Source organism: Flavobacterium erciyesense, assembly GCF_018069925.1.
GTDB lineage: Bacteria > Bacteroidota > Bacteroidia > Flavobacteriales > Flavobacteriaceae > Flavobacterium > Flavobacterium erciyesense.
Window position 1 is genome coordinate 20,011 of the sequence record NZ_JAGPXB010000020.1, and the last position, 12,882, is coordinate 32,892.

6 protein-coding genes and 2 tRNA genes are annotated in these 12,882 nt (G+C 35.9%); 4 read left to right on the top strand and 4 right to left on the bottom strand.

Features of this window, described 5'->3' with window-relative positions; translation table 11 throughout:
- Positions 1–46 precede the first annotated feature (46 nt).
- Entirely contained in the window at positions 47–1,240 is a 1,194-nt protein-coding gene (gene sucC / locus KBJ98_RS14700; protein ID WP_166134700.1) for an ADP-forming succinate--CoA ligase subunit beta, read from the bottom strand.
- Positions 1,241–1,643: 403 nt separating this feature from the next.
- Here sucC and gltB point away from each other — a divergent pair, with 403 nt between their 5' ends.
- The 4 genes from gltB to KBJ98_RS14720 all read left to right on the top strand — a co-directional run bounded on the left by gltB (position 1,644) and on the right by KBJ98_RS14720 (position 10,720).
- On the top strand, positions 1,644–6,161 hold the full coding sequence (gene gltB / locus KBJ98_RS14705) for a glutamate synthase large subunit (protein WP_210791781.1): 4,518 nt from the start codon (positions 1,644–1,646) through the stop codon (positions 6,159–6,161).
- A gap of 2 nt (positions 6,162–6,163) precedes the next feature.
- On the top strand, positions 6,164–7,618 hold the full coding sequence (locus KBJ98_RS14710; protein WP_210791783.1) for a glutamate synthase subunit beta: 1,455 nt from the start codon (positions 6,164–6,166) through the stop codon (positions 7,616–7,618).
- A gap of 306 nt (positions 7,619–7,924) precedes the next feature.
- On the top strand, positions 7,925–9,145 hold the full coding sequence (lysA, locus tag KBJ98_RS14715) for a diaminopimelate decarboxylase (protein WP_210791785.1): 1,221 nt from the start codon (positions 7,925–7,927) through the stop codon (positions 9,143–9,145).
- 159 nt (positions 9,146–9,304) lie between these two features.
- Positions 9,305–10,720 (top strand): alkaline phosphatase, encoded by a 1,416-nt coding sequence (locus tag KBJ98_RS14720; protein WP_210791787.1) that lies wholly within the window; start codon positions 9,305–9,307, stop codon positions 10,718–10,720.
- Between the two features lie 79 nt (positions 10,721–10,799).
- Here the strand turns inward: KBJ98_RS14720 and pafA are convergent, their stop codons facing one another.
- The 3 genes from pafA to KBJ98_RS14735 all read right to left on the bottom strand — a co-directional run bounded on the left by pafA (position 10,800) and on the right by KBJ98_RS14735 (position 12,862).
- On the bottom strand, positions 10,800–12,416 hold the full coding sequence (gene pafA / locus KBJ98_RS14725) for an alkaline phosphatase PafA (protein WP_210791789.1): 1,617 nt from the start codon (positions 12,414–12,416) through the stop codon (positions 10,800–10,802).
- A 276-nt stretch (positions 12,417–12,692) separates the two neighbouring features.
- Positions 12,693–12,778 (bottom strand) — tRNA-Leu (locus tag KBJ98_RS14730).
- Between the two features lie 11 nt (positions 12,779–12,789).
- A tRNA-Phe gene (locus KBJ98_RS14735) sits at positions 12,790–12,862 on the bottom strand.
- Positions 12,863–12,882: the final 20 nt, after the last annotated feature.

A 12,882-nucleotide genomic window follows, 5' to 3' on the forward strand; every position in this document is an offset into this window, starting at 1 on the left:
TGTTTGCCAGAGACAAACAGGTTTGTAATATATAACAAAAAATAAATTAAGAAAGTGCCGCTTGTACTTGATCAGCTGCTTCTTGAAATTCAACAGCAGATAAAATTGGCATTCCTGAATTATCAATTAATTCTTTTGCAATAGCTGCATTTGTACCTTGTAAACGAACAATTATTGGTACTTTAATTGCATCACCCATATTTTTGTAAGCGTCAACAACACCTTGTGCCACACGGTCACAACGTACAATTCCACCAAAAATATTAATCAAAATTGCTTTTACGTTTTGATCTTTTAAGATAATACGGAAAGCAGTCTCAACACGTTTTGCATCAGCAGTTCCTCCTACGTCAAGGAAGTTCGCAGGTTCAAAACCAGCATATTTAATTAAATCCATAGTTGCCATTGCAAGACCTGCTCCGTTTACCATACATCCTACAGTTCCGTCAAGGTCAACATAGTTCAATCCTACTTCTTTTGCTTCAACTTCGATTGGATTTTCCTCACGAACGTCACGCATGTCAGCATATTTTGGTTGTCTGTATAAAGCATTATCATCGATATTTACTTTAGCATCAACAGCCATAATTTTGTTATCAGATGTTTTCAAAACCGGGTTGATTTCGAACATAGATGCATCTGATCCGATGTATGCATTGTATAAAGAATCGATGAATTTCACCATTTCTTTGAAAGCATTTCCAGAAAGACCTAAGTTAAAAGCAATTCTTCTTGCTTGAAAACCTTGTAATCCTACAGAAGGATCAATTTCTTCAGTAAAAATCAAGTGTGGTGTGTGCTCAGCAACTTCTTCAATATCCATTCCACCTTCAGTAGAATACATAATCATGTTACGACCTGTAGCTCTATTCAATAAAACAGAAACATAAAATTCAGAAGTTTCACTTTCACCAGGATAATATACATCTTCAGCAATTAATACTTTGTGTACTTTTTTACCTTCAGCAGAGGTTTGAGGCGTGATCAATTGCATTCCGATGATTTGTTCTGCAATCTCTTCTACTTGCTGTAAATTTTTAGCAAGTTTAACTCCTCCGCCTTTTCCACGTCCACCTGCGTGAATTTGTGCTTTTACCACATACCAACTAGTACCGGTTTCAGTTGTTAATTGTTTGGCAGCAGCTACCGCTTCTACTGGGCTATTAGCAACGATTCCGCGTTGAATACGCACTCCGTAGCTAGCTAAAATCTCTTTTCCTTGATATTCGTGTATGTTCATAATATAGAATTTGTCTGGCTTCTGAAATTTTTTCAGATTTTAAAGTGGCACAAAAATAGCAAAATTATGTGTAACTGCTCTTTTTTTTACTAAAAAATTGGGGAATTATTAGTGATGAAAGGCTACCTAAACCGTGTCAACCAAAACAAATTTAAGCTTATGTTATAATTTTGTTATATTTTTTTATCTCAAGTTGAAAATCAGCATTATTTAGATGTTTCTGCTTGCGATTCATCTATTTGTAGACTCGAATTTTATCGAAAAAACAAATCACCTCCCTTTAAATCACGTTTTTATATTTTTCACAACGTTTTTCTGTTATTACTATAAAAAATACTCGTATTTAACCAATTTGACTAATATTCCATACTAAATATTTAATTTTGAAGAAAAAAAATTAAGCATGAAAGTTAAAGAACAAGGTCTGTATTTGCCCGAATTTGAACACGATAATTGCGGAGCAGGATTTATTTGTAATCTAAATGGAATTAAGTCGAACGATATTATTCACAAAGCACTTGACATTTTAATCAAGTTAGAACACCGCGGTGCCGTAAGTTCTGACGGACGCACAGGAGACGGCGCTGGAATTTTATTTGATATTCCTCACGCTTTTTTTAAAAAAGTCTGTGATTTCGATCTACCTGAAATAAGAGAATATGCTGTAGGAATGTTGTTTATGCCTAAAAGTGCTAACCAACTTTTATTTTGTAAAACTACTTTTGAAAAAGCCATTCAAGATCAAAACTTATCCATTTTAGGCTGGCGCACCGTTCCAGTTGATGTTACAAACTTGGGTGCAATTGCGGCCGAAAAAGAACCTAATATAGTTCAAGTTTTTGTGGGTAAAAATGGGCAAGATTTAACAGAACAAGCCTTCAATGCCAAAATGTTTGCTGCAAGAAAAATAGCAGAGCATACCGTATTAAATTCCAGAATATCCGAGAGCTATCGTTTTTATTTCTCTAGTTTTTCTACTACCACCATAATATATAAAGGTTTGTTGATGCCGGAGGACATCAGTAGGTATTACACCGATTTACTCGATGATGACTTGGTTACCCGATTGGCGCTGGTTCACCAACGTTTTTCTACCAATACTTTTCCCTCTTGGGAACTCGCGCAACCGTTTCGCTATATGTGCCACAACGGAGAAATCAATACACTCCGCGGAAACATAAGCCGCATGCGTGCCCGTGAAGAGTTGATGAAAAGTGATGTTTTTGGCGAAGACATCAAAAAGCTTTTCCCAATTATCTTGGAAGGAAAATCAGATTCTGCCTCAATGGATATGGTTATTGAATTGTTACTGATGACAGGACGTTCCTTGCCTGAAGCCATGATGATGGTTGTTCCCGAAGCTTGGGAAAAACACCAAACGATGTCTGATGACAAAAAAGCATTTTACGAATACAACGCCTGTATTATGGAACCTTGGGATGGTCCAGCCTCTATTCCTTTTACAGATGGTAACGTTATTGGGGCGCTATTGGATAGAAATGGATTGCGTCCTTCTCGATACACTTTAACCAAAAGTGGTTTCGTAATTATGTCCTCTGAAATTGGTGTATTGGATATCAAACCAGAAGATGTTGTTCAACACGGTCGATTAGAACCTGGGAAAATGTTTTTGGTCGACATGAACGAAGGCCGAATTATAGAAGATGACGAAATCAAAAATGCAATTGTAACAAAACGTCCTTACAAACAATGGTTGGATGAAAATTTATTACCATTAGCGCAAATTCCATACACCGATAATCCTATTCCTGTTGAAAATATAGATTTTGAAACCAGACAACGCTTATTTGGATATACGATTGAAGATTTAAAAACCATCATCAACCCAATGGGTGCCGAAGGAGCCGAAGCACTAAGTTCAATGGGAAATGATACTCCGCTTGCAGTGTTATCTGATCAGCCTCAACTGTTGTATAATTATTTTAAACAACTTTTTGCACAAGTAACTAACCCTCCGTTAGATGGTATTCGCGAGGAAATCATTACGGATATTAGCTTGGCAATTGGTGGCGATTATAATATTTTTGACATTGTTCCCAAACATTGTAAAAAACTAAAAATCCAAAATCCTGTTATCTCCAACGAAGATTTGGATAAAATTCGAAACATCGATCATGCCGATTTCAAGTCTGTGACTATTTCAATGTTGTACGAAATCAAAAAAGGAGTAAACGGCTTAGAGCGCGCACTTGAAAAAGCAGTACAAGCTACCTACAAAGCAGTTGCTGAAGGCTGCAATATTGTTATTTTATCAGACAGAGGTGTAAGCGAAAAAATGGCTCCTATTCCAATGTTATTGGCTTGTTCGTATATTCATCATTCGCTAAACATTCTAAAAGTTCGATCAAAATTTGGTATCCTTATCGAATCGGCAGAACCACGTGAACCACATCATTTTGCGCTTTTATTTGGTTACGGCGCAAGTGCTATAAACCCGTACATGGTTAATGAAATTATTCACAACCAAGTAAATGCAGGATTTATCACTGGCGTAAAAGCGGATTATGCCATCAAAAATTACAATAAAGCCATCGCAAAAGGGATTCTGAAAATCATGAATAAAATCGGAATTTCTACTTTGCATTCGTACAGAGCGGCACAAATATTCGAAATCTTAGGACTGAACAAAACCTTTACTTCTAAATATTTCCCTTATACTCCTTCCAGAATTGAAGGAATTGGCTTGATGGAAATTGAAAAAGAAGTTAAAAAAAGATATCAAAAAGCCTTTCCAAATTCTAAAGTCAGTAATTTACTTCCACTAGAAATTGGCGGTGTTTACAGATGGAGAAGATTAGGTGAAAAACACATGTTCAACCCAACTACAATTTCTAAATTACAGCAAGCTGTTCGTTTAAACAGTCCTGAAAGTTATAAAGAATACTCTAAAATGGTCAATGATCAAAGTGAAAACTTGATGACCATAAGAGGATTATTTGAATTCAACAACTTAGATCCTATCCCTTTGGATGAAGTGGAACCTTGGACAGAAATTGTAAAAAAATTCAAAACAGGTGCCATGTCTTATGGATCTATTAGCCAAGAAGCACATGAAAACCTGGCGATTGCCATGAATAGAATTGGTGGTAAAAGTAATTCTGGAGAAGGCGGAGAAGATCCAAAACGTTTTCAAAAAGACTTAAATGGAGACTCTAGAAATAGCGCCATCAAACAAGTTGCCTCAGGACGTTTTGGGGTTTCGATCAACTATTTGACCAACGCTCGTGAGATACAAATCAAAATGGCACAAGGAGCAAAACCTGGTGAAGGTGGACAATTACCTGGTGAAAAAGTAGTGCCTTGGATTGCCGAAACTCGAAATTCAACACCGTATGTTGGCTTAATTTCACCACCGCCACACCATGATATTTATTCAATTGAAGATTTATCGCAGTTAATTTTTGACTTAAAAAATGCCAATCGAGAAGCTAGAATTAATGTCAAATTAGTTTCTGAAGTTGGTGTAGGTACAATAGCGGCTGGAGTTGCAAAGGCAAAAGCAGACGTGATTTTAATTTCAGGATACGACGGAGGAACTGGAGCTGCTCCATTGACTTCATTAACTCATACCGGAATTCCTTGGGAACTTGGACTTGCAGAAGCACAACAAACATTGATTTTAAATGATTTACGAAGCCGAATCGTTTTAGAATGTGATGGCCAACTAAAAACGGGTCGGGATGTGGCTATTGCAGCGTTACTAGGAGCGGAGGAATTTGGTTTTGCAACAGCGCCATTAGTAGCTTCAGGTTGTATCATGATGCGAGCGTGTCACTTGAATACATGTCCGGTAGGAATTGCAACACAAGATCCTGAATTGAGAAAAAATTTCAAAGGAACGCCAGAGCACATTATCAACTTCATGTATTTTATTGCCGAAGAATTGCGAGAAATCATGGCTCAATTAGGCTTTAGAACCTTGAAAGAAATGGTTGGACAATCACAAAAACTAAATGTAAACAAAGCTATTAAGCATTATAAAGCAAGTGGACTAGATTTGTCTTCCATTTTATACAAGCCTGAAAAAGCAAAAGAAGTTCCCAATCACAATACAACAACTCAAGATCATGCTTTAGAGCACGTTTTGGATTTTGATATTATCAAAGCTGCGATTCCATCAATTTACAGAAAAGAAAAAACAAGAGTCACCTTCGATATCAAAAATACCGATCGTTCTGTGGGAGCAATTCTGAGTAACGAAATTTCAAAAATATACGGTGCGCAGGGTTTACCCGAAGACACTATTTTAGTTGATTTTACAGGATCCGCTGGACAAAGTTTTGGAGCTTTTGCAACAAATGGTTTATCTTTTAAAATTCACGGCAACTGTAATGATTATCTTGGCAAAGGGCTTTCTGGCGGAAAACTAATTATTAAAGTTCCTCCTACTGCAACTTTTAAACCCGAAGAAAACATCATTATTGGTAACGTGGCGCTATACGGTGCTATTACTGGCGAAGCCTACATCAATGGTATGGCGGGAGAACGTTTTTGTGTTCGAAATTCCGGAGCGACAGCCGTTGTAGAAGGAATTGGAGATCATGGCTGCGAATATATGACTGGAGGAACTGTAGTTGTTTTAGGAAAAACCGGAAGGAATTTTGCAGCCGGTATGAGCGGCGGAATTGCGTATGTTTTTGATCCCAACAAAAAATTTGATGCAAGAGTTTGCAACATGGAAATGGTTGGTTTGGAATCTATAGAAGAGGACGACTTCATCAAACTACGTCGTTTGATTAAAAATCACTCCCTCTATACGAGTAGCCCTTTAGCAAAAAGAATTTTAGAAGATTGGGAAAATCAAAGTCTGCATTTTGTAAAAGTAATGCCTACGGACTACAAAAAAGCATTGCAACGCTTAGCCGAAGAAAAAGAAATTAAAGAACTTATAGCATCATAGTCATGGGAAAAATAGGAGGATTTAAAGAATATTCTAGAACCGACGAAAGTAATGTTGCAGTTCCAGAAAGAGTAACAAATTACAATGAATTTACAATTCCGTTAACCAAAGATAAAATCAAAGAACAAGGTTCCAGATGTATGGATTGCGGCATTCCATTTTGCCACAGCTCGTGTCCGTTAGGAAACTTAATTCCTGATTTCAACGATATGGTGCATCAAGAGGAATGGGAAAGTGCACTGAAAATATTACAATCTACTAATAATTTTCCTGAATTTACAGGAAGACTTTGCCCTGCTCCTTGCGAAAAATCATGTGTTCTAGGAATCATTAGCGAGCCAGTTGCTATCGAAAATATTGAAAAAAATATTATTGAAAGAGGCTTTGCCGAAGGTTGGATAAAGCCACAACCACCAGAAGTTAGAACAGGAAAAACAGTTGCCGTAATTGGCTCTGGACCTGCTGGTTTGGCGGCAGCACAACAACTAAATCGTGCTGGACATACCGTTACAGTATTCGAAAGAGACAATGCCATTGGTGGATTATTGCGTTATGGAATTCCAAATTTTAAACTAGAAAAGGGAATTATTGATAGACGTATAAAAGTTTTAGAAGCGGAGGGAATTACTTTTAAAACCAATGTCAATGTGGGGGTAAATTATGAAATTTCAGAACTCAATAATTTCGATTCAGTTGTATTATGCGGTGGTGCTACAGAGCGTCGCAGTTTACCAACCAAAGGAATTGAAAGCAAAGGTGTGGTGCAGGCTATGGACTTTTTAACACAACAAACCAAAGCATTATACGGTGAATCAATTCCTGATCAAATCAAAGCAACGGATAAAAATGTTATCGTTATTGGCGGTGGAGATACCGGATCAGACTGCGTCGGAACCTCAAACCGTCATGGAGCCAAATCAGTAACAAATTTTGAGATTTTACCAAAACCTCCAGTAAACCGAAGCGAATCCACTCCATGGCCTTTTTGGCCTTTGCAATTAAAAACTTCAAGCTCTCATGAAGAAGGTTGCGATAGAAACTGGCTCATCAATACGAAGGAATTTATAGCCAATGAAGCTGGAGAATTGGTCGGCTTAAAAACCGTTGAAGTCGCTTGGAAAATGACACCTGGCCAACGCCCTGAATTAATAGAAAAAGAAGGTTCCGAAAAAATCTGGCCTTGTGACTTGGCTTTGTTAGCACTCGGTTTTACAGGTCCTGAAAAAACCTTGAGCGAGCAGTTGGGCATCAAAATTGATACCCGTAACAACTATCAAGCTACTAATTACCAAACCAATATTCCGCATATTTTCACTGCAGGCGACATGCGTAGAGGGCAATCCTTAATTGTTTGGGCAATTTCTGAAGGTCGTGAAGCCGCCAGAGAAGTAGATAAATACTTGATGGGTTATACCAACTTACCAACCAAAGGAAATGGCGATTTGCCTAGCCTATAAATAGTTTTAAACAATCACAAAATGACTGCCAATTGCTTTATGGGCAGTCATTTGATTTTTTTAGGAGGTGCCCCTTCCTCCACTATCGTTTCGGTAGCGTCGGGCTGTTCGCTTCAAGTCCTCGCCGCTTTCGTAAAAACTACAGCGTCTGTGGGCTATCCGCTACCATCCCTCACCCAAAATGAAAATTCGCTTTTTAAAACCCGATTTGTTTATAATATAACTTTTTGTTACAATTTGTTAGAATTCATATCTTCCCTTGTGGGACTAAATAAAGAGTAATAAATTTGCTCAAAATTAATAATTATGCAATCAAAAGACTTAGTACAATTAGCAGAACAATTTGGTAGTCCATTATACGTATATGATGCCGAAAAAATACAATCTCAATACAACAGATTATCCAAAGCTTTTTCAAAGGTAAAACAGTTGCGCATCAATTATGCAATGAAAGCCTTATCAAACGTTGCGATACTACAATTGTTACGAGAAATGGGTTCAGGTTTAGATACTGTTTCTATTCAAGAAGTACAATTAGGCTTGCACGCGGGCTACGAACCTGAAAAAATATTTTATACTCCAAACGGTGTTTCACTTGAAGAGATAGAAGAGGTTGCCGCTATGGGAGTTCAAGTAAACATTGATAATTTATCAATTTTGGAACAATTTGGAACAAAATATCCAAATGTACCAGTTTGCATCCGAATCAATCCTCACGTGATGGCAGGTGGAAATGCCAATATATCTGTAGGTCATATTGATAGTAAATTTGGAATTTCAGTTCACCAATTACCACATTTGGTTCGAATTGTCGAAAATACAAAAATGAACATTGTGGGGATCCACATGCACACAGGTTCCGATATTTTAGATATTGAAGTGTTTTTGTATGCAGCTGAAATATTATTTGATGCAGCTAGAAATTTCAAAAACTTAGAATTCTTAGATTTTGGAAGCGGATTTAAAGTGCCTTACAAAAAAGACGACATCGAAACAGATATTGAAGAATTAGGTAAAAAATTATCAAAAAGATTCAATGCCTTCTGCGATGAGTACGGCAAAGAATTAACATTAATTTTCGAACCAGGAAAATTCCTTGTAAGTGAAGCTGGATATTTCTTAGCAAAAGTTAATGTCGTTAAACAAACAACATCCACTGTTTTTGCAGGTATCGATAGTGGTTTCAATCATTTGATTCGTCCAATGTTTTACGGCTCACAACACCACATAGAAAACATCTCAAATCCAAAAGGGAAAGAGCGTTTTTACTCTGTAGTAGGATATATTTGTGAAACAGATACATTTGCAAACAACAGAAGAATTGCCGAAATCAAAGAAGGTGATATACTCTCTTTTAGAAATGCAGGAGCCTATTGTTTCTCTATGGCATCAAACTATAACTCTAGATACAAACCAGCTGAAGTACTATGGATGCATGGCGAAGGACATTTAATCAGAGCCCACGAAACGTTTGAAGATTTACTTAAAAATCAAATTCCGTTACCACAAGCAATAGCAGCGGTTTAAAATAGAAAATCCCATTTACGGTCGTAAATGGGATTTTTTATTTTAAACCAAAACCAATCTCGTCACAATATCTTTTTATTGCAAAAAATAATGAATCCTTAACACATTCACTAAAAGAGTTTCTTTACTTTTGAAATTGTTACAAAAAAAAACCAACGAATGAACAGAAGGAAATTTTTCAAAAACGGTTCTTTATTTGCTATAGGTGCTTCAATTTTAAATCCTTTTGAAGGTTATACAAACGAGCTAGATTTCGACACTTTACAAAATAACAAGAAAGCAAAAAATATAATTGTAATCGTTAGTGACGGAATGAGCATTGGCACACTCAACATGGCAGATATCTATCTAAATAGAAAAACAGGTAAAGGCAGTAATTGGATCCAATTGTATAAAGACAACAAAGTGACACGAGCATTGATGGACATGGCATCAGCATCATCAATTGTTACAGATTCCGCTGCAGCAAGTTCTTCTTGGGGAAGTGGATTTCGTGTTAAAAATGGCTCCTTAAATGTCGGTGTAAACGGAGAAGAATACATTCCAATCTGGCAAAAATTCAAAAAAGCAGGAAAAATGGCAGGATGTGTTACCACTGTTCCTATAACACATGCTACTCCTGCGGGTTTTTGTGTTGCTTCAAAAAGTAGAAACAGTCAAGAAAGTATTGCTGAAATGTATCTTGACTTAAAGTTTGACATCATGATGGGCGGCGGAAATAACTATTTCTCATCAGATAGCCGAAAAGACAAACGTGATATGTACAAAGAGTTTTCAAAAAATGGATTTTCTGTTGTAAAAAATAAAAGTGAAATGTTTGCTTGCGATAACAGTAAACCAATACTTGGGGTTTTTTATAACGACGGCCTACCCTATTCCAAAGACAGAGAAAACAGTAAAGAACTTACTGCAACCATTCCAACTCTAGCGGAAATGACAGAACGTGCCATTGCTAAAATGAAAGATCATTCTAACGGTTTTGTACTGCAAGTTGAAGCAGGAAAAGTAGACTGGGCAGCACATGGAAATGATATTACTGGATTACTTTATGATCAAATAGCTCATGATGAAGCCTTAAAAGTTGCTATTGATTTTGCTGAAAAAGACAAAAACACATTAGTAATTATCACTACAGATCATGGGAATGCAAATCCCGGAATAATCTATGGAAAGGATGCAAATGAAAATTTTGATTCAATCCAAAATTACAAACAAACTAACGATTGGATTTTAAATGGAATTGGCCAAGAAACATCCGTATCACAAGTAATTGAAAGAATTGAATACGCCAATAAAACTATTTTAAAAGAAGACGAGGCAAAGGAAATTTTGAATTATTATTCTAATTTAAAACTAGAGGATGGACTCTATAATCCAAAACATTTACCTTTCAAGACACTATCTGATATTCAAAAAAAACACAATTCGGTAGGTTGGATAAGTATGGATCATTCTGCAGATTATAGTGAGCTAGCCATGTACGGACCCGGAAGTGATTTACTAAAACCTTTTATAAAAAACACCGACTTGCATTATTTAATGCTAGAGGCTGCTGAAGTAGAAAACAAATTTTAAAAACAACCATAAAATTAAAAAACTTCTCTCTTATTAAAAAGAGAGAAGTTTTTTAGCTTTGAAAAAGGTTTTAAATGCTTTATTTTTTCCCTAAAAGTGTTTCCAAAACTTCAGATTCAGTTCCATTAGGAAATGGAATTTTCAACATTTGAGAAAGCGTCGGTGCTATTTGAGTGATATATTTTTTAGTGTGTAATTCTCCTTTAGGTACATGCCATCCATAAAAAAGAAGCGGCACATGAGTATCATAACTATTTGGAGATCCATGTGTTGTACCTGTTGCCTGGTATTCCATATAGCCAGTCTTATCTAAAATCACTAACTCACCATTCTGTTTGGGGTCATAACCTTTAGCTATAAAACTTAAAAAATAATCATCACCTGATGAAGCTAAGATTTCTTCCTCAGTATAAACCCTTTTGATATGCTCTTGTGTCATCAAAAAGCTTTTAAAGCTCTCTTTTACTTTTGTTAATTCTAAACCTTTTTGTTTTACCAAATCCATATTAAAAAACACATTAAAATTAGAATAGTCCAAGATAAGGTCTACACCAAAAGTTTCATTTGAAAATTTCTTTAAGGACTCCACAAAACCTTTAGTAGGTATGTTTTTTACATTGTATTTATTATCCTTCAAATAATTTGGATTTTCTGCCCCAGCATGATCAGCAGTTAAAAAAACTAAATAATTATCTTTTCCAACTGTCTTGTCTAAGTAATTTAAAAACTGTTCTAAATTTTGATCAAGACGTAAATAAGTATCTTGAAGCTCTATAGAACGAGGTCCAAAAGTGTGACCAACATAATCTGTTGAAGAAAAACTAACCGTTAAAAAATCAGTTATATCATCTTTTCCTAACTCTTCTTTTTCAATAGCCTTCATAGCTAATTCTGCCAAAATATCATTCCCAAAAGGGGTAGTACGTAAAACATCCGCACCTTTTTCTTTATAGATCTTAGCTAAATCATAAGGAAAAACAGGACCATTTGCTTTATCTAATTTCCCCTCATAGGGGTTATCATCAGCTAAACTTTCATTGTAGCTAGCTAGCGGCTTCAATAAATTCCAACCTTTATTGATATAGTTCATATACCTTTTTTCTTGATTGAATTCAGTAACCCAACTTGGCAAATTTCCACCATAAAAAGTACTTGAAATAAAAGAACCTGTTGAACTATACCAAAATGCCCAATTTGCAAAGTGCCCTGCTGGTAAAATAGCACCACGATCTTTAATACTCAATCCGATTACCTTACCTTTAAAATTAGTTGCCATACGCAATTCATCAGTAATAGTCGTACTTAAAAGATTTTTTGGTGACATTGCACCCTCTTTATCTGTACCATCACCTACCGTTTGAACAGATGCATCATCTGTACAATACATATCTTTCCCCGTCGCTTTATTAAACCAATCATTTCCAACAATACCATGCGTTGATGGAGTGGCACCGGTATAGATACTGGCGTGACCTGGAGCAGTATAAGTTGGCACATAATTATAATGCATATTATGAAAAGTATATCCATTATTCATTAATCTTTTAAATCCATTAGGAGAAAAATCATCTGAAAAACGATATAAGTACTCCATTTTCATTTGATCTACTACTATTCCCACTACCAATTTTGGGCGTTGCTGAGCTTGTGAGTTTAAAGACATAATAATTGTCAAAAACAAAATAATTCTCTTCATATTCTATATTTATATTTTAAACAAAAATACAATATAAAGTTTAAACCAACTCTTTACAACTACCTAATGATACTAATTTAATAAATTATTAATCCGATAATAAATTATAAGATAGATTCCATAATAAATAGAACGATACTTTAAAATACAATTCCTCTTGAAAGTGCCTTTAGAGAGCTTACTAAAATAAATTTTAAGAATATCCAATATTTTTAAAGTTCTCAAAATTTAAACAAAAAAACCCTAGAACTTTAAAAGTTGCAGGGTTTATTAAAGTACTCAGAGCGGGACTTGAACCCGCACGAACATTGCTGTTCACTGGATTTTAAGTCCAGCGTGTCTACCAATTTCACCATCCGAGCGATGTTTGTTGTGGTACCTCCAGGGATCGAACCAGGGACACATGGATTTTCAGTCCATTGCTCTACCATCTGAGCTAAGGTACCTTACTTAATGAAGTAAATGC

Excerpts from the sequence above, each read along its gene's own strand:
- sucC (WP_166134700.1), bottom strand. The coding sequence starts at position 1,240 with ATGAACATACACGAATATCAAGGAAAAGAGATTTTAGCTAGCTACGGA.
- gltB (WP_210791781.1), top strand. The coding sequence starts at position 1,644 with ATGAAAGTTAAAGAACAAGGTCTGTATTTGCCCGAATTTGAACACGAT.
- KBJ98_RS14710 (WP_210791783.1), top strand. The coding sequence starts at position 6,164 with ATGGGAAAAATAGGAGGATTTAAAGAATATTCTAGAACCGACGAAAGT.
- lysA (WP_210791785.1), top strand. The coding sequence starts at position 7,925 with ATGCAATCAAAAGACTTAGTACAATTAGCAGAACAATTTGGTAGTCCA.
- KBJ98_RS14720 (WP_210791787.1), top strand. The coding sequence starts at position 9,305 with ATGAACAGAAGGAAATTTTTCAAAAACGGTTCTTTATTTGCTATAGGT.
- pafA (WP_210791789.1), bottom strand. The coding sequence starts at position 12,416 with ATGAAGAGAATTATTTTGTTTTTGACAATTATTATGTCTTTAAACTCA.